The sequence below is a fragment of the Pseudomonas sp. NPDC088414 genome, from assembly GCF_044753325.1.
Taxonomy (GTDB): Bacteria; Pseudomonadota; Gammaproteobacteria; order Pseudomonadales; family Pseudomonadaceae; genus Aquipseudomonas.
In genome coordinates this window covers 1-23,275 of sequence record NZ_JBIVMY010000013.1, presented here as the reverse complement: position 1 = coordinate 23,275, position 23,275 = coordinate 1, and the positions used below count along the sequence as shown (strand labels likewise).

General features: G+C 60.1%; 27 protein-coding genes. 14 read left to right on the top strand and 13 right to left on the bottom strand.

Translation table 11 applies throughout. The annotated features are described in order from the left end of the window. Positions 1–144: 144 nt before the first annotated feature. From speE to ACIP8I_RS13700, 5 genes are all read right to left on the bottom strand, one after another. Positions 145–1,020, bottom strand: coding sequence for a polyamine aminopropyltransferase (speE, locus tag ACIP8I_RS13720; RefSeq protein WP_041068886.1), 876 nt, complete (start codon positions 1,018–1,020; stop codon positions 145–147). A gap of 237 nt (positions 1,021–1,257) precedes the next feature. Next, positions 1,258–1,449, bottom strand: a complete 192-nt coding sequence (locus tag ACIP8I_RS13715; RefSeq protein ID WP_007960694.1) for a PLDc N-terminal domain-containing protein — start codon at positions 1,447–1,449, stop codon at positions 1,258–1,260. Positions 1,450–1,520: 71 nt separating this feature from the next. Then, the gene (locus tag ACIP8I_RS13710; protein ID WP_400761784.1) at positions 1,521–2,051 is read right to left on the bottom strand and encodes a hypothetical protein; all 531 of its coding nucleotides are present in this window, start codon (positions 2,049–2,051) and stop codon (positions 1,521–1,523) included. A gap of 213 nt (positions 2,052–2,264) precedes the next feature. Continuing rightward, positions 2,265–2,783 (bottom strand): ankyrin repeat domain-containing protein, encoded by a 519-nt coding sequence (locus tag ACIP8I_RS13705; protein WP_400761781.1) that lies wholly within the window; start codon positions 2,781–2,783, stop codon positions 2,265–2,267. Positions 2,784–2,880: 97 nt separating this feature from the next. Further along, positions 2,881–4,719 (bottom strand): long-chain-acyl-CoA synthetase, encoded by a 1,839-nt coding sequence (locus ACIP8I_RS13700; protein WP_367083940.1) that lies wholly within the window; start codon positions 4,717–4,719, stop codon positions 2,881–2,883. Positions 4,720–5,097: 378 nt separating this feature from the next. Here ACIP8I_RS13700 and ACIP8I_RS13695 point away from each other — a divergent pair, with 378 nt between their 5' ends. Beyond that, positions 5,098–5,376, top strand: coding sequence for a DUF3509 domain-containing protein (locus ACIP8I_RS13695; RefSeq protein WP_027613327.1), 279 nt, complete (start codon positions 5,098–5,100; stop codon positions 5,374–5,376). A gap of 189 nt (positions 5,377–5,565) precedes the next feature. Here the strand turns inward: ACIP8I_RS13695 and mtnC are convergent, their stop codons facing one another. The 5 genes from mtnC to aroC form a co-directional block, all read right to left on the bottom strand. Beyond that, positions 5,566–6,249: an acireductone synthase gene (mtnC, locus tag ACIP8I_RS13690; RefSeq protein WP_007960685.1), complete on the bottom strand. Its 684-nt coding sequence runs from the start codon at positions 6,247–6,249 to the stop codon at positions 5,566–5,568. A 4-nt stretch (positions 6,250–6,253) separates the two neighbouring features. Continuing rightward, the gene (locus tag ACIP8I_RS13685) at positions 6,254–6,799 is read right to left on the bottom strand and encodes an acireductone dioxygenase (protein WP_027613329.1); all 546 of its coding nucleotides are present in this window, start codon (positions 6,797–6,799) and stop codon (positions 6,254–6,256) included. Positions 6,800–6,891: 92 nt separating this feature from the next. After that, entirely contained in the window at positions 6,892–7,518 is a 627-nt protein-coding gene (locus ACIP8I_RS13680; RefSeq protein ID WP_041068872.1) for a methylthioribulose 1-phosphate dehydratase, read from the bottom strand. Next, a complete protein-coding gene (locus tag ACIP8I_RS13675) occupies positions 7,515–8,660 on the bottom strand; it encodes an MFS transporter (RefSeq protein WP_400761775.1) in 1,146 nt (381 codons plus the stop codon). Before ACIP8I_RS13675 ends, ACIP8I_RS13680 begins: the two co-directional genes overlap by 4 nt. A gap of 31 nt (positions 8,661–8,691) precedes the next feature. Next, the gene (aroC, locus tag ACIP8I_RS13670) at positions 8,692–9,783 is read right to left on the bottom strand and encodes a chorismate synthase (RefSeq protein ID WP_095667109.1); all 1,092 of its coding nucleotides are present in this window, start codon (positions 9,781–9,783) and stop codon (positions 8,692–8,694) included. 130 nt (positions 9,784–9,913) lie between these two features. Between aroC and ACIP8I_RS13665 the strand changes: the two genes are divergently transcribed. Further along, entirely contained in the window at positions 9,914–10,867 is a 954-nt protein-coding gene (locus ACIP8I_RS13665) for an alpha/beta fold hydrolase (RefSeq protein WP_367083936.1), read from the top strand. Between the two features lie 99 nt (positions 10,868–10,966). Continuing rightward, positions 10,967–11,758: a hypothetical protein gene (locus ACIP8I_RS13660; protein ID WP_007960673.1), complete on the top strand. Its 792-nt coding sequence runs from the start codon at positions 10,967–10,969 to the stop codon at positions 11,756–11,758. A 160-nt stretch (positions 11,759–11,918) separates the two neighbouring features. Here ACIP8I_RS13660 and prmB read toward each other — a convergent pair whose 3' ends face one another. Further along, positions 11,919–12,827, bottom strand: a complete 909-nt coding sequence (gene prmB, locus ACIP8I_RS13655) for a 50S ribosomal protein L3 N(5)-glutamine methyltransferase (RefSeq protein ID WP_400761770.1) — start codon at positions 12,825–12,827, stop codon at positions 11,919–11,921. Between the two features lie 238 nt (positions 12,828–13,065). Between prmB and ACIP8I_RS13650 the strand changes: the two genes are divergently transcribed. The 5 genes from ACIP8I_RS13650 (at position 13,066) to ACIP8I_RS13630 (ending at position 15,837) form a co-directional block, all read left to right on the top strand. Next, positions 13,066–13,656: a cysteine hydrolase family protein gene (locus ACIP8I_RS13650; protein WP_003223193.1), complete on the top strand. Its 591-nt coding sequence runs from the start codon at positions 13,066–13,068 to the stop codon at positions 13,654–13,656. Positions 13,657–13,786: 130 nt separating this feature from the next. Continuing rightward, a complete protein-coding gene (locus ACIP8I_RS13645) occupies positions 13,787–14,107 on the top strand; it encodes a hypothetical protein (protein WP_007914024.1) in 321 nt (106 codons plus the stop codon). A 74-nt stretch (positions 14,108–14,181) separates the two neighbouring features. Next, a complete protein-coding gene (locus tag ACIP8I_RS13640) occupies positions 14,182–14,739 on the top strand; it encodes a Smr/MutS family protein (RefSeq protein ID WP_367083934.1) in 558 nt (185 codons plus the stop codon). A gap of 77 nt (positions 14,740–14,816) precedes the next feature. Next, positions 14,817–15,362, top strand: a complete 546-nt coding sequence (folE, locus tag ACIP8I_RS13635) for a GTP cyclohydrolase I FolE (protein ID WP_400761766.1) — start codon at positions 14,817–14,819, stop codon at positions 15,360–15,362. A 103-nt stretch (positions 15,363–15,465) separates the two neighbouring features. After that, a complete protein-coding gene (locus ACIP8I_RS13630; RefSeq protein WP_007960660.1) occupies positions 15,466–15,837 on the top strand; it encodes a glutathione S-transferase N-terminal domain-containing protein in 372 nt (123 codons plus the stop codon). A 167-nt stretch (positions 15,838–16,004) separates the two neighbouring features. Here the strand turns inward: ACIP8I_RS13630 and ACIP8I_RS13625 are convergent, their stop codons facing one another. Continuing rightward, positions 16,005–17,171: a PLP-dependent aminotransferase family protein gene (locus tag ACIP8I_RS13625; RefSeq protein ID WP_400761763.1), complete on the bottom strand. Its 1,167-nt coding sequence runs from the start codon at positions 17,169–17,171 to the stop codon at positions 16,005–16,007. A gap of 82 nt (positions 17,172–17,253) precedes the next feature. Between ACIP8I_RS13625 and ACIP8I_RS13620 the strand changes: the two genes are divergently transcribed. From ACIP8I_RS13620 to ACIP8I_RS13610, 3 genes are all read left to right on the top strand, one after another. Further along, the gene (locus tag ACIP8I_RS13620) at positions 17,254–17,700 is read left to right on the top strand and encodes a MarR family transcriptional regulator (RefSeq protein WP_367083932.1); all 447 of its coding nucleotides are present in this window, start codon (positions 17,254–17,256) and stop codon (positions 17,698–17,700) included. 315 nt (positions 17,701–18,015) lie between these two features. Continuing rightward, entirely contained in the window at positions 18,016–19,365 is a 1,350-nt protein-coding gene (locus ACIP8I_RS13615; RefSeq protein WP_027613339.1) for an NCS2 family permease, read from the top strand. An 89-nt stretch (positions 19,366–19,454) separates the two neighbouring features. Then, positions 19,455–20,081 (top strand): LysE family translocator, encoded by a 627-nt coding sequence (locus ACIP8I_RS13610; RefSeq protein WP_064586707.1) that lies wholly within the window; start codon positions 19,455–19,457, stop codon positions 20,079–20,081. A 210-nt stretch (positions 20,082–20,291) separates the two neighbouring features. Here the strand turns inward: ACIP8I_RS13610 and uraH are convergent, their stop codons facing one another. After that, the gene (gene uraH, locus ACIP8I_RS13605; protein ID WP_400761758.1) at positions 20,292–20,645 is read right to left on the bottom strand and encodes a hydroxyisourate hydrolase; all 354 of its coding nucleotides are present in this window, start codon (positions 20,643–20,645) and stop codon (positions 20,292–20,294) included. Positions 20,646–21,066: 421 nt separating this feature from the next. Between uraH and puuE the strand changes: the two genes are divergently transcribed. The 3 genes from puuE to alc form a co-directional block, all read left to right on the top strand. Continuing rightward, entirely contained in the window at positions 21,067–21,993 is a 927-nt protein-coding gene (puuE, locus tag ACIP8I_RS13600) for an allantoinase PuuE (protein WP_400761755.1), read from the top strand. Continuing rightward, on the top strand, positions 21,990–22,505 hold the full coding sequence (gene uraD, locus ACIP8I_RS13595) for a 2-oxo-4-hydroxy-4-carboxy-5-ureidoimidazoline decarboxylase (RefSeq protein WP_041068835.1): 516 nt from the start codon (positions 21,990–21,992) through the stop codon (positions 22,503–22,505). The genes puuE and uraD overlap by 4 nt, the downstream gene beginning before the upstream one ends. An 88-nt stretch (positions 22,506–22,593) precedes the next feature. After that, on the top strand, positions 22,594–23,275 hold a 682-nt coding region (gene alc / locus ACIP8I_RS13590), incomplete at its 3' end, for an allantoicase (protein WP_400761752.1).

The following is a 23,275-nucleotide window of genomic DNA, read 5'->3' as shown; positions in this document are numbered from 1 at the left end:
TGACTGGAAAAATTTTGTGGCGAGGGAGCTTGCTCCCGCTGGGCTGCGAAGCGGCCCCAAAATATTTAGAAATCGCAGATTTTGTGAGTGCTGCGCACTCAAGCGGGAGCAAGCTCCCTCGCCACAAGGAATCCATCGACCTGGTCAGTCGTTGCTGGGCTTGTTGATCGCCTGCAGCACGTACTGTGGCAGCGCGAATGCGCCGATGTGGATTTCCGGGTTGTAGTAGCGAGTGACGATGCCGCTGCCGATGAAGCGCTGTTGCAGGGTTTCACGGCTCAGCTTGCGGTAGGCCGGGTTGGTCGAGCCCCAGGCGAAGGTCATCGAACCGCCGATGTAGGTCGGCACGGCCGCCTGATAGAAGTGCCAGTCCGGGAACAGGCTGCGCAGGCGGCCGGCGGTGGTCTTGACTTCATCGATCTGCATGAACGGCGTGCCGTTCTGGGTCACGAGGATCCCGCCTTCGTTCAGGCAACGGTGGCAGGCCTGGTAGAAGTTCTCCGAGAACAGCACTTCGCCCGGGCCGATCGGGTCGGTGGAGTCGGAGATGATTACGTCGAATTTTTCCGTGGTGGTGGCAACAAAACGCATGCCGTCGTCGATCACCAGGTTCAGCCGTGGGTCGTCGTAGGCGCCCTTGGAGTGGTTCGGCAGGAATTCCTTGCACATGTCGACCACAGTACCGTCGATCTCGACCATGGTGATGTGCTCGACGCTGGCGTGCTTGGTCACTTCGCGCAGCATGCCGCCGTCGCCGCCGCCGATGATCAGCACGCGCTTGGCGGTGCCGTGGGCGAGGATCGGCACGTGGGTGAGCATTTCGTGGTAGATGAATTCATCGGCTTCGGTGGTCTGGATCACGCCGTCCAGCGCCATTACCCGACCCATGCGCGGGTTCTGGAAGATCACCAGGTGCTGGTGTTCGGTGCGCACTTCGTGCAGCAGTTTTTCCATGCGAAAACGCTGGCCGTAGCCTTCGTAGAGGGTTTCCAGGTACTCGCTGGTCTTGGTGACGGTCATGGTCAAGTGCTCCGATGAATGCGCGGGCGTCGATCGTGGGGACGATTGCCCGGGAAAGGCGCGCATTCTACGTTGCCGAAGATGACAGGTCGAACCTCTGTTCATCGGCAATCCGCATAACCTTGTGGGAGCTGGCTTGCCAGCGATGCAATCAACGCGGTCTGTCAGTGAATCCGCTGCGATGCTATCGCTGGCAAGCCAGCTCCCACAGGTTATGGGGTACTTTCAAAGTTGTGGTCAGACCCGCACGTTGCCCCGCGGCCCGGCGATCGCCCAAATGATCAGGCCCAGCACCGGCAGGAGAATGATCAGCAGGACCCAGAGGATTTTCATCCCGGTCTCGGCGCCGCTTTTCAGTACGTTGATGATGGCCCAGATGTCGAGGGCAAGAATGATCAGGCCAATCAGACCGTTGAACGTGGAACCCATGGTGTCACTCCAGAATAGTGGCATGCACTTTTAGGATAGACGGTCGCGCGCAGGGTTCCCTTTTATTGCTTTCAGACGTGAACGGCGACTTTCAGCGCCTCCAGCGAAGGTGCCGCAGCGATACCGACCTCAGCGCACAGCTCCAGCACCCGTGGCACGTCGTTGCCGTAGACCAGCACCACTTGCAGCTCGTCGTCGAGCAACTGGCTGAAATTCATCAGCGTGTAACCGCCGTTTTCCTTGTTCAGGCTGCTCATCTGCACCTGGATGCGGTTCAACGCGGTCAGCGCTTCGGTCTTGGCCAGTTGCTTGGGCTTGAGGTTGAAATCCACGCCCGGGCCAAACGAAGCGATGATCTGCGCGAACAGGTCAGCGTAGGTATCAGCCTGGAACAGCACGGTTTCCGGCAGGCTGCCGACCACCACCCACTCGCCCAGCGGGATCGGGAAGCTGTCGTCGTAGTTGATGTCCGGGTTGGCCGCCAGAAACCCATCGGCATCGGCATAGGCCTGCGCCGCTTCGTCCCCCACCTTCAGGATCTCGTCCTCGGCCATGCAGCCGGAGCTGATTTTGCTGATGAGTTCGACGAGGGCGGCTTTCATGAGGGTAGATCCTGTGGCAGGTGAATATGAGGGCGCGGAGGATAGCGCATTGCAGCCTCAGGCTGCACACAGAACAACTGTGGCGAGGGAGCTTGCGCCCGCTGGGGCGCGAAGCGGCCCCAAACAGTGATTTCACCATTTTTACCAGCGCTGCGCACTGGAGCGGGAGCAAGCTCCCTCGCCACAAGATTCACATCAACTGGAGAATCGAGTTCAGGCCAGCAGTTTTTCCAGCTGCGCCGTGGTATCGACCGCGCCCATGGTGCGAGCCGCGTCCAGCGCGGTGACGCCGTTGGCGTCCTTGGCTTGCGGGTTCGCACCTTTGCCGATCAGGTAATCAACGATTTCAACACGGTTGAACATCGCCGCCATCATCAACGCGGTACGACCATCGAAGGACGAACCTTCAATCTCCGCGCCCGCCTCCACCAACGCCTTGACCACCGCCACGTCACCTTTGAACGCTGCACCGGCAATCGGGCTCTGGCCATTACCGTTGCGCATTTCCGGATCGGCCTTGTGCTTGAGCAGCACCTGTACCGCATCGACGTGACCGTAGTAGCTGGCGAGCATCAGCAGGGTGTCGCCCTTGCTGTTTTTCAGGTTGACCGGCAAACCGGCGCTGATCAGCCGATCGAGCATCAGCGCATCACCTTCGCGCGCCTTGTTGAACACCTGCTCGGTGAATTCGGCAGCTTCTTCAGGGGTCATCTGGCGGCTTTGGTCAGACATGGGGCAACTCCACTTTCGGTTATTCGCAAAGCCGACAGTTTCCCGAGCGCGACCATAGCTGTCACCCCCTTTTTCTCAAGTCGTGCCATAGCCAACCTCAATAACGATATTTGCCCTGATGAATATCGGCCAGAACTGCGTCCGTCACCTGCACGTAAGTCTGGGTGCCGGGCAACCACGCGTAGATCGGGTCATCGCCCGTCTGGCCGGGGTCGAAGCCTTCGTTTTTCAAGCGGGTCTTCTGATATTTGAAGGTTCCGGTGGTTTCCATTTTCACCTTCACCCGCAGGAACAGCGGTACCGCATAGGCCGGCATGCGCTGACGGGCGAATGCGAGCAATTCGGTGAAATCCAGGGTCGCCAGTGACTCGGCGGGCGTGATTGCCGCCATGCCGGCGCGACCATTGGTGTTACGCACTTCGACACCGTAGGCGACGGCCTCGGAGATATGCGGGTGCTGCAGCAACAGGTTTTCCACTTCAGTGGTCGAGACGTTTTCGCCCTTCCAGCGATAGGTGTCGCCAAGTCGATCGACGAACTGCGCGTGGCCGAAACCGATATTGCGCAGCAAGTCGCCGGTGTTGAAGAAGCGGTCGCCCTTGCTGAACACATCGTGCAATACAACCTTGGCGGTTTTCTGCGGATCGGTGTAACCGTCCAGCGGGGCTTTTTCGTCGATCCGCGCCAGCAACAGACCCTGCTCGCCTTTGTTGACCTTGCGCATGAAACCATCAGCGCTGCGCAACGGCTGCCCGCTGTCGTGGTCGTAGGCCACCAGTTCCCAGGCCATCAGCGAAAAACCGATGGTGTTGTCGAAATTGAGGATATTGCTGAAGCCGATGTTGCCGTCGCTCGCCGCGTACAGCTCACAGATGTGCTCGACGGCAAACCGGGTCTTGAACTCGGCCCAGGCGCCGGGGCGCAAACCGTTGCCGATCATCTTGCGCACCGCGTGACGGCTGTCATCGGCGCTGGCCGGTTGATCGACCAGATAACGGCACAACTCGCCGACATAGCCGAGGGTGGTTGCGTTGTAGCGACGCACGTCCGACCAGAACTGGCTGGCGCTGAACTTGCGGCGGATCGCAAACCCGGAAGCGCCATTGATCGCCGAGCCCCAGCACACACAAAGGCCGGTGGCGTGGTACAGCGGCAAGGTGCAATAGACGACATCGTCGGGGCCCATGTTCAGGGCGATCATGCCGAAGCTGGCGGAGCTGCGCATCCAGCGCCCGTGCTTGAACACGCCGGCCTTGGGCAGACCGGTGGTGCCGGAGGTGTAGATGTAAAAGCACGGATCGTCGAAGAACACTTCGCCGCTGCTGGGCGGGTTGTCACCGGGCGCATCGGCGCTGGCACTGATCAGGTTGATGTAGCCCTCGGGCGCAATGCCCGGGTGGCTATAGGTATCACGGTCGGCGATAAACCAGGTCCGCTGCGCCGGGATCGACACCTGCTCGCGGATCGCGGCAAACGCCGGCTGCAGTTCCTCACCGAGGACAATCGCCACTGGCGCCACCAGATTTATGCTGTGAATTAGCGTGTCGCGGGTCTGCGAAGTATTGAGCAGCGCGCTGACTGCGCCGACCTTGGCCAGCGCCAGAATGGTCACCAGCAGTTCCGGGCGGTTTTCGATGAACACCGCCACCACATCACCCTTGCCGATGCCCTGCGCACTCAGATAATGGGCAATCCTGTTGGCCCATTGGTTGACCTGCGAATAGGTGAGCAAGACGTTGTCCTGCAGCAATGCCACGCCGTCAGGGTTGCGCAACGTGGCTTGCTCGAAGGTCCAGCCGAGGCCACACGTTTGGGTCGGATCCGTGACGTTGGCGACTTTCATGCCCTTGACCACCCGCGGGATGGCTTTGGCGATCGTCGGCAGTTTGCGGAGCATCATGCTCCAGGTAATCGTGTCGCTCGGCGCGTGACTCATGGCAGCTCCCCGTTCGGCCTGGTCGGCCGGTTTTTTATTGTTCGGGCTGTGGGCATGACCTGCGTTGTGGGCAAGGTCGAGATCGAAAATACGTCAGCGCTTCTCGGCCTGTACACGCGGTTTTTGCAATGTTTTGTATCCGCCCTGTCACGCTTGGCGGCGGTGATTGCGCCTTTGCCATTTGGTTCCGTGCGCCTCATGAGAATCCCGCAAAATGCAGGATGCACGATGGCCATTCATGCAGTTTGCACGACCCCTGCAAATTTCACGATTTTTAACTTATTGATTTATATAGATTTTTATTTTTTAGCGTGCTGGCACAATCGCTGCAACCTCCTCTGCATGCTTGCCATTCAAGTGCATACGGAGCTGAAAGACATGAGCCTGATCCAAGAAAAATTTACCTCGCTGTTCTCCAACTTCAACGTCACCACTGCGCCACGTCCCGATGGCGGGATTCTGCTGACACTGCGCAGCAGTGAAGGCAAAGTGTTCAAACGCGCCCTGACGTATCAGCAAATGCACAATGCCGACCAGCTGTCGTGGGCAATCAGCGCGATTCGTCGTGACCTGGCGGAAGAAGCCAGTGAGCTGCCGCAAATTGCGATGCTGCAAAGCCAGCAGCGCTTTGCGTTGCCGACGTATCACTCGCTGTAATTGATTCGAAGCTTTAAACAGCTTTAAACAAAAACAGGCCGGACAGCTTTCACTGCCCGGCCTGTTTTTTTGTGGACGCTTTTTATGTAGGAGCTGCGGAACGCTGCGATCTTTTGATCTTGATCTTTAATACCAAAATCAAGATCAAAAGATCGCAGCCTTCGGCAGCTCCTGCAGGGACTTGTGTGGTTAGAAGGCTTCGGGTTCGATGCCGGTGAAGCTGTCGACGGTGATATGGCTTCCCAGTTCTCCACCCTCGCGGGCCAGGCCACAGGTCTGCAAACCGGCAGCCTGCGCGGCATCCAGTTCCTCGACGATGTCCGACAGAAACAGAATCTCCCCCGGTTCGACGCCAATCGCCTGTTGGATGTTGCGATAGGACTGTTCTTCGCGTTTAGGCCCCGACGTGGTGTCGAAGTAACCGCTGAACAGCGGTGTCAGATCCCCCGCCTCGGAGCAGCCGAAGATCAGCTTCTGCGCCTGGATCGAACCCGACGAATACACAAACAGTTGATAACCCGCCGCGTGCCAGCGTTGCAGCGCTTCAACGGCATCCGGGTAAACATGCCCCTTCAACTGCCCGGCGTGATAACCCTGCGCCCAGACCATGCCTTGCAAGGCTTTGAGCGGCGTGGCTTTGCGATCTTCCTCGATCCAGCTCAAGAGAATTTCAACAACCCGTTCAACATCGGCCTGCGGTGCATTGCTGTCACGGCGCACGGCGTCGAGTTGCTCAGCCACATCGGCACGTTCGGCGTTCTGCCGCACGAAGTCCGGCAGGTGTTTGGCCGCATACGGGAACAGCACGTCGAACACGAAACTCACCGCGCTGGTGGTGCCTTCAATGTCAGTGACAATGGCTTTGATCGACATTGGCTCAGTCCTCCAGTCGCGGGAAGCGCCCGGCGATGTCTTCGCCGGTGAAATTGGCGACCCAGCCTTCCGGGTTGTTGAACAGGCGAATCGCCACGAAGTGCGGGTGCTCGCCCATGTCGAACCAGTGCTTGGTACCGGCCGGCACCGAGATCAGGTCGTTCTTTTCGCACAACACCGCGTAGACGTAATCGTCGATGTGCAGGGTGAACAGGCCACGACCGGCGACGAAAAAGCGCACTTCGTCTTCGCCATGGCGGTGCTCCTCAAGGAACTTGGCGCGCAGTTCGGCTTTTTGCGGGTGATCGCTGTTGAGGCTGATCACATCGACGGTGATGTAACCGCGTTCGGTCATCAGTTTGTCGATCTGCTCCTGATAGGCGCTGATCACCTCTTCCTGACTGGCGCCGGGCTGGATCTTCGCCGCGGCTTGCCAGCGGTCGAAGCGCACGCCCTGCTCGGCGAGCGTCGAGGCGATGTCTTCGAAATGGGTCAGCACCTTGTTCGGGATCTCGGGGCTGGATACGTGATAGACGGACAGGCTGCTCATGGGCAATTCCTCGGTATCGGCCTTGCCGTCCGGCTCTTGCAGACCGGTCGGGCAGTGCATTTCATCAGGCGAATGGGCGGCTTCTGGTGAAGTCAGCCTTGGCGGTTCATGACGCTGCGGGTTTTCAACTCGCATTCAAACAGGAATTCAAAAGCCTCGATCTGCCGCAGGGCATCGCTCATCTGCGCGCCCCAGGTGTAGAGGCCGTGGCCGCGAATCAGGTAACCGACGCAATCGGGATGGGCGTCGAGCCAAGGCTGCACCTTGGCGGCGAGGCGCGCAATGTCCTGATCGTTGTCGAAGATCGGCACGCGCACCCGGGATTCGTGGGTGGAGATGCCGCTGAAGGCCTTTTGCAGTTCGTAGTCTTCGAACTCGATAAAGTCTTGCGGCGTCAGGCGCGACAGCACCGTGGCGTTCACCGAGTGGGTGTGCAGCACCGCACCGATTTCAGCGCGCCAGCTATAGAGCTGGGTGTGCAGCAGGGTTTCGGCGGAGGGTTTTTTGCCCGGTTCCAGACTGTTGCCGGACAAATCCGTGGCGAGCACGTCGTCCAGGCCCAACTGGCCCTTGTGCTTGCCGGACACGGTCAGCAGCGCTTCGCTCGGCGACAGGCGCGTCGAGTAATTGCTGCTGGTGGCCGGCGACCAGCCGCGACCATAAAGGAAACGCCCGGCGTCGACGATCTGCTGGGCGAGCTGTTCACGCGTAAGGCTCATGGCCTGTCCTCTTGCATACGTGTGGCAATGATAACGGCAGCAGCGAGCGCCGCGAGACTGGCAATACTAAAGGTCAATGTTGCGCCGAGGGCATTCCAGCTGTAACCGGAATACAACGCGCCGAGCGCGCCACCGGTGCCGGCCAGCGCTGCGTACAACGCCTGGCCCTGACCTTGCTGACGCGCACCGAAGCTACGTTGCACGAAGGCGATGGCAGCCGCATGAAAGCTGCCGAAGGTCGCCGCGTGCAGCACCTGGGCCAACAACAGCACCCAGAGGAATTCGGCGAACGAACCTAGCAGCAACCAGCGCAGCGCCGCCAGCAGAAAACTCGCCATCAGCACCCGACGCAAGGAAAAGCGCACGAGAATCCGGCTCATCGCCATGAACATCAGCACTTCGGCGACCACGCCCACGGCCCAAAGCATGCCGATCACGCCACGGCTGTAACCGAGTCGTTCAAGGTGCAAGGTCAGAAAGGTGTAATACGGACCGTGGCTCATCTGCATCAGCGCAACGCAGGCGTAAAACGCCAGCACACCGGGGCTGCGCAATTGCTTGAGGAAGCCCTCCCCGCTCGGCCGATTGCCTTGCGGCGGTTGCGCATTCGGCACCCACAAACTGCTGAGGACGATACCGGCCATGATCAGCACCAGCGCCGCCGGGTAGATATCGAGACTCAGCCATTCAAACAGTCGGCCCAGCGCGACCACGGTGATGATGAAACCGATCGAGCCCCACAGGCGAATCTGGCTGTAGCGCGAGGTTTGCCCCTGCAAATGCGCGAGGGTGATGACTTCGAATTGCGGCAGCACCGCGTGCCAGAAGAACGCATGCAGCGCCATGACCATCGCCAGCCAGGCGTAGGTCTTGCTGACGAAAATCAGCGAGAACGTCAGCAGCGTGCACACCGCGCCGAAGCGCACGATGGCCAGGCGCTTGCCGGTGTAGTCGCCGAGCCAGCCCCAGATGTTCGGCGCCACACAGCGCATCAGCATCGGGATCGCCACCAGCTCGCCGATCCGCGCAGCGCTGAACCCGAGGTGATCGAAGTACAGCGCCAGAAATGGCGCCGTCGAACCGAGCAAGGCGAAATAGAACAGATAGAAACTGGACAGCCGCCAGTACGGGAGCGCCGCCACGGTCAGGCCGCGACGGCTTGGCGATCAACCATCAAAGCTGACCCAGCACCGGGGTGCTGACGCGCACGTCGGCGTTCTGCCCACGGTGACGCAGCAGGTGATCCATCAGCACTATGGCCATCATCGCTTCGGCAATCGGTGTGGCGCGGATGCCGACGCACGGGTCGTGACGGCCCTTGGTGATCACGTCCACCGGGTTGCCGTGGATGTCGATCGAACGGCCCGGGGTGGTGATGCTCGACGTCGGTTTCAATGCCAGATGCGCGACGATCGGCTGACCGGACGAGATGCCACCGAGAATGCCGCCGGCGTTGTTGCTGAGGAAACCTTCCGGGGTCAGTTCATCGCGATGCTCGGTGCCGCGCTGGGCGACGCAGGCGAAACCGGCGCCGATTTCCACACCTTTGACGGCGTTGATGCTCATCAGCGCATGCGCCAGCTCAGCGTCGAGGCGATCGAAAATCGGCTCGCCGAGACCCGGCATCACACCTTCGGCAACCACGGTGATCTTCGCCCCGACCGAGTCCTGATCGCGGCGCAACTGATCCATGTAGGCTTCCAGCTCCGGGACCTTGTCCGGGTCCGGGCTGAAGAAGGCGTTCTGTTCCACCGAATCCCAGGTCTTGAACGGGATTTCAATCGGGCCGAGCTGGCTCATGTAGCCGCGAATGACGATGCCCTGGGTGGCGAGGAATTTCTTCGCGATGGCCCCGGCCGCCACACGCATGGCGGTTTCCCGCGCCGAGCTGCGACCGCCGCCGCGGTAATCGCGCTCGCCGTATTTGTGGTGGTAGGTGTAGTCGGCGTGCGCCGGGCGGAACAGATCCTTGATCGCCGAGTAGTCCTTGGACTTCTGGTCGGTGTTGCGGATCAGCAGGCCGATCGAGCAACCGGTGGTGCGGCCTTCGAACACGCCAGAGAGGATTTCGACTTCGTCGGCTTCCTGGCGCTGGGTGGTGTGGCGGCTGGTGCCCGGCTTGCGGCGATCGAGGTCGCGCTGCAGGTCGTCGAGGGAAATCTCCAGGCCCGGCGGGCAGCCGTCGACAATGGCGACCAACGCCGGACCATGGCTTTCGCCAGCGGTGGTGACAGTGAACAACTTGCCATAGGTATTGCCGGACATGCAGGACGCTCCGTGAAATCAAACCCGAATTCGTGATGCGCGCCAGTATACGCAGGCTAACCGAGTAGTTCATCCTCGAACCTTAGCGGTGTTGGTGAGTCCAACCGGCACCTTGGCGAATGATGGCGTGATGATGCTGCGAGTTCTGATCTTGAGTCTTACCCTGTTTACCGGCTTTGCCCACGCGACTGTCCTGCAGCGCCCGATCTCTCTGGACACCGGTAACGGTGAACTTTTCGGCTCGCTGTTGCTGCCAAAATCCGACAGCCCGGTGCCGGTTGTCCTGATCCTTGCCGGCTCCGGTCCTACGGATCGTGACGGCAACAACCCCGATGGCGGGCGCAATGACAGCCTCAAGCGGCTGGCCTGGGTACTGGCCAAACACAACATCGCCAGCGTGCGCTACGACAAGCGCGGGGTGGCTGCGAGCCGGCCGGCCACGCCTGACGAGCGCAATCTGTCGGTGGAAGGCTACGTTGACGACGCTGTAGCGTGGAGCCAGAAGCTGAAAAGCGATCCGCGCTTCGGCCCGCTGATTGTGCTCGGTCACAGTGAAGGCGCCCTGATTGCCACCCTCGCCGCTCCTCGCGCAGATGCTGCTGCGCTGATTTCGCTGTCCGGCAGCGCGCGCCCGGTGGATCAGGTGATCCGCGAGCAACTGGCGCGCAGCCTGCCGCCACCGTTGATGCTGCGAAGTAACCAGATTCTCGACAGCCTCAAGGCTGGTCACACCGATGCCGACGTGCCGGCGCCGTTGCAACCGATCTTCCGCCCGAGCGTGCAGCCGTACCTGATTTCGCTGTTCCGCCAGGACCCGGCCAAGGCTTTTGCGCAACTGAAGATGCCGGCGCTGATCGTTCAGGGCAGCAACGACATGCAGGTCGGCGTCGGCGATGCGCAGGCGCTGAAAGCCGCGAAACCCGACGCCGAACTGGTGGTGATCGAAGGCATGAACCACGTCATGCGCATCGTCCCCGCCGATGTGAAGCGGCAATTGGCCTCCTACAAGGACCCCAATTTGCCACTAGCGGCGGAACTGGGCGGCAAACTCATCGAATTTATTGACGGCATTCGCAACCGTTAACCGCAGTTTGCCCTCCAGTCCGGCAAAAAACGGCCGATAAGCCTTTGTCGCCAGCGTATCGGCTGGCGACAAGCAGGGCTTGGACAGGATCTCGCCGTTATGACTGATACCCCGACTTCACCCGACACCACCGCTGAAAAAGACGCACCGCCAGCGGTCGAGCTGCCATGGGCGGACGTCAGCGTCGAGCACCACAAGATGCTCCGCCTGGCGCCCCTGCAGACTGACCGTCATACCGGTGGCCGGCCGTTGCGCTTTGTCGAGTTCGGCTATGCCGAGCGCAACAGCAAAGAACACAGCCTGATGCGCATGGCGATCAAACTGCCCGGCCAGCGCGTGCGCAAAGAGCAGAACCACCTCGACGTGTGGGTCAATCACACCAGCAAACGTGTGCATTTCGGCCCCGACAGCGGTCTGCAAATCGAACCGTTGAACCGTGGCATCGGCCGCTTCATGGCCGCGCAAGGCATCAACTGGGCGAAAAAACGCTGGCCCGCCTACACCGTCGACGGCATCGACCTGAACAACAAGGACGCGCTGAACGAAGACACCCGTCTGCGCCGCGATCACTTCTTGCGTGTGCACGGTTTTGATGTGGTGTACGCCGATGCCCAGCACTTGAAGGGCAGCGTCAAAGAGGTGCAGGTCGGTGACTTGCTGGGCGACTGGAACAGCGAAAAGCTGCAGATCGTCGAGATTCTCGAAGCGGCGCAGATGCTGCAACAGGCCGAGCAAAATCTGGCCGAGCAGGAAGTGAAGCTGAAGAAGCAGGAAGACAAAGTCAGCAAGTTCAAGCGTGAAGACGCCGGGCTGCGCTTCACCATTACGTGTCTGGTGGCGTTTGCGGTGTTTCAGGCGGGGTTGTTGATCTGGATTGCTACGCACCGCTGAAATCAGCGATGACCTGTGGCGAGGGAGCTTGCTCCCGCTCGGCTGCGAAGCAGTCGTAAAACATGCGCATGCGGTATGTCTGGTGCACCGTCATTGCATATTTTGGGTCTGCTTCGCAGACCAGCGGGAGCAAGCTCCCTCGCCACAGAAGTCAGTCAGGTCAAACGCGGGAAGCGAACAGGGCCTGATGATCGCGGCACTGTTCTGCGGTCAACATGAACACGCCATGCCCGCCGCGCTCGAAATCGAGCCAGGCGAAGTCGACTTCCGGGTACAGCGCTTCGACGTGCACCTGGCTGTTGCCCACCTCAACGATCAGCAGCCCCTTCTCGGTCAGGTGATCCGCCCCTTCGGCGAGCATCCGCCGTACCAGGTTCAGACCGTCTTCACCACAGGCCAGGCCCAGCTCCGGTTCGTGCTGGTATTCTTCCGGCATGTCGGCGAAATCTTCTGCGTCAACGTACGGCGGGTTCGACACGATCAGGTCGAAACGCTGCCCCGGCAAGCCATCAAAACCATCGCCCTGCACGGTGTAAACACGCTCATCGACGCCATGGCGCTCGATGTTCTGGTTGGCCACTTCCAGCGCTTCGAACGACAGGTCCGCCAGCACCACTTCGGCGTTCTGGAACTCGTAGGCGCAGGCGATGCCGATGCAGCCGGAGCCGGTGCACAGGTCGAGGATGCGTGCCGGCTCGTCGCCGATCCACGGTGCGAAGCGGTTTTCGATCAGCTCGCCAATCGGCGAACGCGGGATCAGCACGCGCTCATCGACGATGAACGACATGCCGCAGAACCATGCCTCACCCAACAGGTACGCGGTCGGGATGCGTTCTTCGATGCGACGCTTGAGCAGGCGTTGCAGGTTGACCAGTTCGTCGTCTTCCAGCGCACAGTCGAGGTAGCTGTCGGCGATCTCCCACGGCAGGTGCAAGGCTCCGAGCACCAGCTGCCGGGCTTCATCCCAGGCGTTGTCGGTGCCGTGGCCGAAAAACAGATCCTCCCCATGGAAGCGGCTGACGGCCCAACGGATGTGGTCGCGCAGGGTACGAAGTCGGGAAGTGATCACGGGGCAGAACTCCAGAAAAAACGACTGGCGATTCTACCAGCCAAAACGCGCGCCGACGACGCAGGAAAATCAGTCGAGCGACAGTAGGACTTTTCTGTTTTTTGCATCAGCCATTGAACAGAACGTGTAACTTGACAAGGCTGCAGGCCAATAACGACGCTGCCTACGATGGTAGCGGTTCACAGAACCGCTCAGCCAGAGGACAATGCCGCAAAAGCCCCACCCCAAGGAGCCCCGAATGTCCGTTCCAAAAACGATGTTTCAACTCAGCGGCCGCGGTTACGCAGCGGCCACCCTGAGCCATGCCACCGTGGTCATCATCGATGCCCAGAAAGAGTACCTCAGTGGCCCGCTGGCCCTGAGCGGCATGGACGCGGCCGTCGCGAACATCAAACAACTGGTCGCTGCGGCCCGTGCAGCCGGTCGGCCGATCGTGCACGTGCGTCATCTCGGCACCGTCGGTGGCCTGTTCGACCCGCAGGGCGAGCGCGGCGAGTTCATCCCTGGCCTTGAGCCGCAGGGTGATGAAACCATCATCGGCAAACTGCTGCCGAGCGCGTTCCACGGCACCGAACTGCTGGACCGTCTGCAGAATCTTGGCTCGCTGGACCTGATCGTCTGCGGCTTCATGAGCCACTCCAGCGTCAGCACCACCGTGCGCGCAGCGAAAAACCTGGGCTTCCGTTGCACCCTGGTCGAAGACGCCTGCGCCACCCGTGACCTGCCGTTCAAGGGCCGCGTGCTCAGCGCCGCCGTGGTCCAGGAAGCGGAAATGGCGATCATGGCCGACAACTTCGCCACCCTCGCCCTGACGCAAGATCTGATCTGATCTGCTCTGATGAGCGGCTCACCGCGCCGCTCATCCGCAAAAGCCTCGCATTTGCTGCAATTGCCTTAGCCTCAGGAACAACCCGGTCAACTCCCGGTCGAAGGGCCGATACCCATTGAGGAAGGTCGGAATGAAGTTATCCGATGGATTTGACGCACGCCGCTTGCGGCCCAAAGGCCAAAGCAACTGGCGTTTTCGATTCGGCGCAGCGATCGCCGCCATTCTGGCGACGTTCGGTGTGCTGCTGGCGATGGCCGGGGCCGCCAGCCTGCTGGGGCGCCCACCAGCGCTCGGCGACCTGAATGCCACGCCGATGGGTTCGGCGATCATTCTTGCGGTCGGCTTGTTGTTCCTGTACTTCGGTGTGGCGCTATGGCGTCGATGCCGGCGCCGCGCCCGGCAATCGCGGGAACTGAACATGTCCCCGCACCTGATGAAAAAACACGACTGAGGTGATGGCCTGGCTTTTTGCCGGGCCGTTTTGTTTCGACTTGGGTAAACTGGCCGCCCTTCGCGGAGGCTGACATGCAAGACGACGATTTTTCCCTGTTCAAAAGTGCGATCCAAGGCGTCAAGCCGATCAAGCACGACCGCGCCGACACCGGCAAACCCAAGGCCGACCGCGCGCAGATCGCCAAACTGCGCCAGTCCGCCACCGTGCGCACCGAGACCACCACCGTGGATGGCCTGTCCGATCAGTTCGTGATCGACGTCGGCCCCGAAGACGAGTTGATGTGGGCCCGAGACGGGGTGCAGGAAAGCCAGATGCGCAAGCTCAAGGTCGGCCAGATCCCGTTCGAAGGCAGCCTCGACCTGCACGGCATGACCGTCGAAAAAGCCCGCGAGACCCTCTGGGCCTTTCTCGCCGAAGCGACCAGATTCGAAATCCGCTGCGTGCGCGTCACCCACGGCAAGGCCGTGCGCCTGGACGGCAAGCGGCCGATGATCAAAAGCCACGTCAACACCTGGCTGCGTCAGCATCCGCAAGTGCTCGGCTTCACCTCGTGCCAGGCGAAACACGGCGGTGCGGGCGCGGTGTACGTGATGCTCAAACGCACGATGATGGAAGGCCGCGACGAATAATCGCGTTACACCGAACTTGCAGGGTTGTGTCCGCCACCGTACCCTTGCCCTTTGCGAAAATCCCCACAGGTAGTTTCATGTCCCTGGAACAGAATTACACCGCGAGTCTCGGCCAACTGGGCGAGGACGTCTCCCGCGAGGGCCTGCTCGACACGCGCAAGCGTGCCGCCAAAGCCATGCAGTACCTCTGCCGCGGTTATGAACAGACGCTCGAAGAGGTCACCAACGGTGCCCTGTTCAGCTCCGACAACAGCGAAATGGTGCTGGTCAAGGACATCGAGCTGTACTCGTTGTGCGAACACCACCTGCTGCCGTTCATCGGCAAGGCCCACGTCGCGTATATCCCGAGCGGCAAGGTGCTGGGCCTGTCGAAGGTCGCGCGAATCGTCGACATGTACGCCCGCCGCCTGCAGATCCAGGAAAACCTCAGCCGCCAGATCGCTGATGCGGTGATGCAGGTCACCGGTGCGCTGGGCGTTGCCGTGGTGATCGAGGCCAAGCACATGTGCATGATGATGCGCGGTGTCGAGAAACAGAATTCGTCGATGATCACTTCGGTGATGCTCGGCGAGTTCCGCGAAAACGCGGCGACTCGCAGCGAGTTCCTCAGCCTGATCAAGTAATCGGCTGCAGAAAAAAACCGGCGTTGATCGCCGGTTTTTTTTCGCCCGTGAAAAATCGGGTAAGCTGCGCGCCCTTCTCTCTTCGCACCGTGAGGCTTTCAACGTGTTCGTAAAAGCGCTTCGTGTCGGCCTTGGCCAACTGATCATTTTCATTGACTTCATCACCCGCCCGGGCAAGAAACAGCGCCCGGCCGAGGTACAGGCGCAAGTCAACGCCGCCGCCAAAGGCCTGACCCTGTATCAGTTCCACGCCTGCCCGTTCTGCGTGAAAACCCGTCGTACGCTGCGTCGCCTGAATGTGCCGGTCGCACTGAAGGACGCGAAGAACAATGAACAGGATCGCCAGACGCTGTTGGATCAGGGCGGCAAGATCAAGGTGCCGTGCCTGCGCATTGAAGAGAATGGGCAGACGACGTGGATGTATGAGTCCAAGGTGATCATTGATTATCTGGATAAGCGATTTGCGGCGGTCTGATATTGATGTTGTGTTGCTTATGGCCCCATCGCTGGCAAGCCAGCTCCCACAATAATCTGTGGCGTTCACAAAACCTGTGGGAGCTGGCTTGCCAGCGATAAGGACCGCAAGAACAGCACATTACTCAGACAAAAATAAACCGGCCCTCAAGCCGGTTTATTCGTTTTTCAGGCCGCTTTCTCAAGTTGCGCCTGCCTCACCACCGCCGCCAGACGATTGAGCCCCTCATCCAGTCGCGCCGGGTCGATGTGGCTGAAATTCAAACGCAGGTGCCCGAGGTTTTTATCCGGTTCGGGAAAGAATGGCTCACCCGGCATGAACGCCACATCATTGGCCAGCGCCTCGTTGAGCAAAGTTCGCGTATCCAGCGGCTGCTTCAAGGTCAGCCAGAAAAACAACCCACCCTGCGGCATGTTCCAGTCCGCCAGATCGGAAAAATGCCTTTCCAGCGCCGCTTGAAACGCATCGCGGCGCTCGCGATAGAAGCCACGCAATTCACTCAAATGCTGCTGATATTTTTCCGTGCCGATCCATTGCAGCGCCTGCCACTGGCCGATGCGGTTGGTGTGCAGATCCGCCGACTGTTTTAGCTTGAGCAAATGCGGAAACAGGTCCGGACTAGCGATCAGGTAGCCGACGCGCAAACCCGGCAGCAAGGTTTTCGACACCGTGCCGGTGTAGATCCAGCTGGCCTTTTTCAGGCGTCCGGCAATCGGTTTGGCGCTGCCGCCATCGAACGTCAGTTCGCGGTACGGCTCGTCTTCGATCAGGGTCACACCGAATTCGTCGAGCAACGCGGCGACGGCGGCGCGCTTGGCTTCGCTGTAGCGCACGGCGGACGGGTTCTGGAACGTCGGGATCAGGTAGATGAACGCCGGGCGATGCTGCTCCAGGCGACTGCGCAGTTGGGCCAGATTCGGGCCGTCGGCCTCTTGCGGCACGGTCAGGCAATCGGCGCCGAACAGCTGGAAGATCTGCAACGCGGCCAGGTAGGTTGGCGCCTCCAGAAGAATTTCGGTGCCTTTATCGATGTACAACTTGGCCGCCAGATCGAGGGTCTGCTGGGAACCGCTGACCACCAGCACCTGACTCGCCGTGCACGCCAGACCCAACGCCCTCGCCTGCGCCGCCAGCGCTTCACGTAGCGCCGGCTCGCCTTCGCTCATGCCGTATTGGCCGAGGGCCAGCGGCATGTCGGCCCATTCAACTTTCGGCAACATGGCTTCGGCCGGCAGACCTCCGGCGAACGACATCACTTCCGGGCGCTGGGCGGCGGCGAGGATTTCACGGATCAGAGAACTTTTAAGGCGCGAGACACGTTCGGAAAAAGCCATGGGAGTCACCGGTAGCGAGGCCTGGGAAAAATGAGTCAAACTGCTTGACCGAAACTACGACAGCTTGAGCGAGTACGTCAACATGCTTGACCTTAAAAACCCCGCCAGCCAGCAACAGGCGATGGAAGCGTTTTTCTTCGGCTATCAGGCGTTCACCGCCAAAGCCGATGAAATGCTCGAGCGCCGTGGCCTGTCCCGGGTGCATCAGCGGATTGTGTTTTTCATCGCGCGTTATCCGAATTTGAGCGTGAAGGAATTGCTGGGATTGCTCGGCGTGAGCAAGCAGGCGCTGAACATGCCGTTGCGCCAGTTACAGGAAATGCATCTGGTGGAGAGCGTGGCGTCGGAGGCAGACAAGCGTAAGCGGCTGCTGGAATTGACCGTTGAAGGTGCGAAGTTTGAGCAGGCGTTACGGCGTGAACAGGTGAAGTTGCTCGAGCGGGTGTTTGCTGAAGCTGGGGAGGCGGCGGTGAATGGGTGGTTGGCGGTGAATATGGCGCTCGGGAGCACTCAGTCACATCTGGATTGACTGGACTGGCCTCATCGCTGGCAAGCCAGCTCCCACAAGGGCAGCGGCGTACACAGATGTGAAGAAACCCACGAACCCTGTGGGAGCTGGCTTGCCAGCGATGGGGTCTCTGAAGGCGATATATCCCTATCGCCTGACCTTTCGTAAACAAAACCAAAAACAATATTTGCTTTATTTGTACACAAAAGCATAATCCACTGCGTGCGAGTTCCTGACCGCATGGTCAACAAATTCGCGTATGCCTCAAAGGGCTGCTGCCACCCCTCATGGGTCCGGCCCTGGAAATAACAATAAAACTCTTGAGGAGTACTCGCTGTGGAAAGCCGCAAATCCGAAGCATCGACGCTGGAACTCTCGCCGCCCTTACGCACAGGCGTGCTGGAGCGCATCTTCAAACTCAGCTTGCATGGCACCACGGTGAAGACCGAGCTGATTGCCGGTCTGACAACCTTCATCACCATGGCTTACATCATCTTCGTCAACCCGAACATCATGGCCGATGCCGGGATCGATCACGGTGCAGCCTTCGTCGCCACCTGCATCGCCGCCGCACTCGGCTGCCTGCTGATGGGCCTGTACGCCAACTGGCCGGTGGGCCTGGCACCGGGCATGGGCCTCAACGCCTTCTTCACTTACACCGTGGTCGGCACCATGGGCTACAACTGGGAAACCGCGCTTGGTGCGGTGTTCGTTTCCGGTGTGTTGTTCATGATCCTGACCTTCTCGCGGATTCGCGAATGGCTGCTCAACAGCATCCCGGTCAGCCTGCGCTTTGCGATGGGCGCTGGCGTCGGCCTGTTCCTCGGGCTGATTGGTCTGAAAACCGCTGGCATTGTCGTCGACAGCCCGGCCACCCTGATCAAACTCGGCTCCCTGCGTGAACCCGGCCCGCTGCTGGCGGCGATCTGCTTCCTGATGATCGCGATCCTCAGCTACCACAAAGTCTTCGGCGCGATCCTCATCAGCATCATCACCGTGACCCTCGCCGGTTGGGGCCTGGGCATCGTGCACTACGAAGGGATCATGTCGACCCCGCCAAGCCTGGCACCGACCTTCATGGCAATGAACGTCGCCGGTGTGTTCAACGTCAGCATGATCAGCGTGGTGCTGGCCTTCCTCTTCGTGCACATGTTCGACACCGCCGGCACGCTGATGGGTGTGGCCCAGCGCGCCAATCTGGTCAACGCTGACGGGCGTATCGAAAACCTTTCCCGGGCGATGAAAGCCGACAGCGCCTCCAGCGTCTTCGGCGCGGTGGTCGGTGTCCCTCCGGTTACAAGCTATGTGGAAAGTGCCGCGGGTGTAGCGGCTGGTGGTCGGACTGGTCTTACCGCAGTCACCGTGGGTGTGCTATTTATAGCGGCGATGTTTTTCGCACCGCTGGCCGGGATGATTCCGGCCTACGCCACCGCCGGTGCGCTGATTTATGTCGCGATGCTGATGATGGGCGGCATGGCCCACATCGAGTGGGACGAAGCCACCGATGCGATTCCGGCGATTGTCACCGCGATCATGATGCCGCTGACTTTCTCGGTCGCGGACGGCATTGCGCTGGGCTTCATCACCTACGTGGCGTTGAAGGCCGGTACCGGCAAGTACAAGGAAATTTCCGTCAGCCTGTGGGTGCTCTGCGCGATCTTCATCGCCAAGTTCATCTTCTTGTAAGCGTCACGCTGTTCAAGCGTCAAACCAGCCTCACCCTCGCGGGTGGGGCTTTTGCACATTCTTAGTACAACAAAAAAAGGAGCAAAGTGATGAGTCTGGAAACCTGGCTGCTGTTCAGCGGCGCTGCATTGGTGGTGATCCTGATTCCGGGACCACTGTCGTTGCTGATGATCAGCAACAGTCTGAACTACGGCTTGCGCCGCTCTTATCCGGCGTTTCTCGGCGGCGTGATCGCCTCGATCTGCCTGCTCAGTGCGTCGGCGCTGGGCCTCGGCGCCCTGCTGCTGGCGTCGGAGCAATTGTTCAGCGCCCTGAAGATCGTCGGCGCGCTGTACCTGTTCTACCTCGCCTGGCAGAGCTGGCAGCAATCGCGTCAGCCGTCGGTGGGCGCCGAAGTGCCGCAGGCCGCGCCAGTGCCGCGTTTTCGCACACTGTTCGGCCGGGCCTTTGTATTGGGCGCGAGCAATCCGAAAGACATTCTGTTTTTCGCCGCGTTTCTGCCGCAGTTCCTCAGCGCGCAACAACCGTTCCTGCCGCAGCTGCTGATCATGATCGCGACCTGGGTGGTGCTCGACCTGTGCTGCAAACTGGCTTACGGGCTGGGTGCGCATGGTGCGGCGCGCTATCTGCGTAGCGGCAAGGGGCAGAGCTGGTTCAACCGGGTGAGTGCCGGGTTGTTCAGTGGGGCTGGCGCTGCTTCTCTGTTGAGCCGCTAAAAGCATCGCTGGCAAGCCAGCTCCCACAGGTTCGGGGGTCTTCACATTTTTCGTGTACGACCCGGACACTGTGGGAGCTTGCTTGCCAGCGATGGCGTCAGACCAGACACCACTTTTTCAGGGCCGAAAAAAAGCCCGCAGTGTGAGCGGGCGAAAGACCAAAGAAGCTATATGCGCAGTCGCTTCCCGGTGGGGGCAGCTGCTTGGGGGTCAGCTGCCCCGGTAGGTGGAATAGCTGTAAGGCGAGATCAGCAGTGGCACGTGATAGTGATCCTGTTCGGCGGAGATGCCGAAACGCAGCACCACCACATCCAGAAACGCCGGCTCCGGCAGCTGTACACCACGGGCGCGGTAGTAATCGCCGGCATGAAACTGCACCTGATAGACCCCGGTGCGATATTCATCGCCTTGCAGCAGCGGCGCATCGACCCGGCCATCGCTGTTGGTGATTGCACTGGCGACCAATTCCAGATGCGAACCTTCAACGCGGTACAGCTCGACCTTGATCGAGCTGCCCGGGCAACCGTGTGCAGCGTCCAAAACGTGTGTTGTCAAACGTCCCATTGATTCTGCGCGCCTGGCCGCATAGAGCAGTCAGACTTCGCGCCTCCCGAAGTCAGGTAAAAAGGAGACCGCACCGATTCGGAGCACGAAAAGTTGCGGCGAGCGACTGATTAAGACACTTTTCAAAAAAATTGTACACAATAAAAACGACATTTTTCACCTCACCTCCGCCATTCGGGCATTTACAGCCAATCTGCCCCTCAAGCGCCTGTCTATTGAACCTTACATCCATTAGCTGACTGGTCAGGCAGGTTTCTTGCAGGTTCACGCCATTAGCAGCAAAAGATGACAGTCGGTGAAAAATGCGAAAATTCAGGCTTACAAATTGAGAATAAAGTTGTATACAATCAGCCCATCGCTGTGAGGCCAGCCTGTGCAGGCCGTTACACAAACCTGTCAACGAATAAGAAGGAAGACTGCAGTGAGCGCTGACTACCCACGCGACCTGATCGGTTACGGCAGTAACCCTCCTCACCCACACTGGCCGGGCAACGCGCGCATCGCCCTGTCCTTCGTGCTCAATTACGAAGAAGGCGGCGAGCGCAACATCCTGCACGGCGACAAAGAATCCGAAGCCTTCCTCTCCGAAATGGTTGCCGCCCAGCCGCTGCAAGGCGCGCGCAACATGAGCATGGAATCGCTTTACGAGTATGGCAGCCGCGCCGGCGTATGGCGGATTCTGAAACTGTTCAAGGAATTCGACATTCCACTGACCATCTTCGCCGTAGCCATGGCCGCCCAGCGCCACCCGGACGTGATCCGCGCGATGGTCGAAGCCGGTCACGAGATCTGCAGCCACGGCTACCGCTGGATCGACTACCAGTACATGGACGAAGCGCAGGAACGCGAGCACATGCTCGAAGCGATCCGCATCCTCACCGAACTCACCGGCGAGCGCCCACTGGGCTGGTACACCGGCCGCACCGGCCCGAACACCCGTCGGCTGGTGATGGAAGAAGGCGGTTTCCTCTACGACTGCGACACCTACGACGACGACCTGCCTTACTGGGAACCGAACAACCCGACCGGCAAGCCGCACCTGGTGATCCCTTACACCCTCGACACCAACGACATGCGCTTCACCCAGGTGCAGGGTTTCAACAAGGGCGACGATTTCTTCGAATACCTCAAGGACGCGTTCGACGTGCTCTACGCCGAGGGCGCCGAAGCGCCGAAGATGCTTTCGATCGGTCTGCACTGCCGGCTGATCGGCCGTCCGGGGCGTCTCGCCTCGCTCAAACGCTTCATCGAATACGTCAAAGGTCATGAACAGGTGTGGTTCAGCCGTCGCGTCGACATCGCACGTCACTGGCACGAAACCCATCCGTACCAAGGGGCCGCTAAATGAGCCGCTTTCAAACCCTGCAACCGTCGACCCTGAGCCGCGACGCTTTCGTCAAAGCCTTCGCCGACATCTACGAACATTCGCCATGGGTGGCCGAGAAGGCCTACGACCTGGGAGTGGACGCTTCGATCGACGAGATCGAAACCCTGCACCAGCGCATGAGCGACATCCTGTTGAGCGCCGATCACGCCAGTCAACTGGCACTGATCAATGCTCACCCGGACCTGGCCGGCAAAGCTGCCGTCCAGGGCCAACTGACCGAAGCCAGCACCCATGAACAGGCTGGCGCCGGTATTCACCAATGCACGGCCGAAGAGTTCCAGCGCTTCACCGAGCTGAACGACGCCTACAAGGCCAAGTTCAAGTTTCCCTTCATCATGGCGGTAAAAGGCAGCAACCGGCATCAGATCCTCGCGGCGTTCGAAACGCGCATTCACAACTCGGTCGACACCGAATTCAAATGCGCGCTGGCGGAGATCAACAAGATCGCCCTGTTCCGTTTACTGACTCTTTAGCGAAGCCTGACCCGAGTACATCAGACGCGGAGAGTACCCAGGGTCTTGCAAGCATCCCCAGCCAACTTATTAAAGGCAGACAAGAAGAATGAAAGCTTACGCCGTACCTTTCGAGAAGTTCGTCAACCTGGCCGATGCCCGTCTGGGCACCAAAATCATCTCGGTCACCGATGACTGGTTCGCAGACGCCAATCGTCTGTTTCAGCCGACCCCGGCCGTGTGGAAGGAGGGTGTGTTCGACGACAACGGCAAGTGGATGGACGGCTGGGAATCGCGCCGCAAGCGCTTTGAGGGCTACGACAGCGCGGTGATCCGCCTGGGCGTACCGGGTTCGATCAAAGGCGTGGACATCGACACTTCATTCTTCACCGGCAACTTCCCGCCATCGGCCTCGCTGGAAGCGTGCTTCCTGGCCTCGGGCGAACCGGACGAAAACACCCAGTGGACTGAAGTGCTGTCAGCCGTCGAGCTGCAAGGCAACAGCCACCACTACCACGAAATCAGCAACGACAAAGCGTTCAGCCACCTGCGCTTCAACATCTACCCGGACGGCGGTGTCGCCCGTCTGCGCGTGTACGGTATTCCGTTCCGCGACTGGTCGGCTGTTGGCGACAACGAGCAAGTGGATCTGGCCGCAGCCCTCAACGGTGGCCGCGCCCTCGCCTGCTCCGACGAACACTTCGGCCGCATGAGCAACATCCTCAACCCGGGCCGTGGCATCAAAATGGGCGACGGCTGGGAAACTGCACGTCGTCGTACCCCCGGCAAAG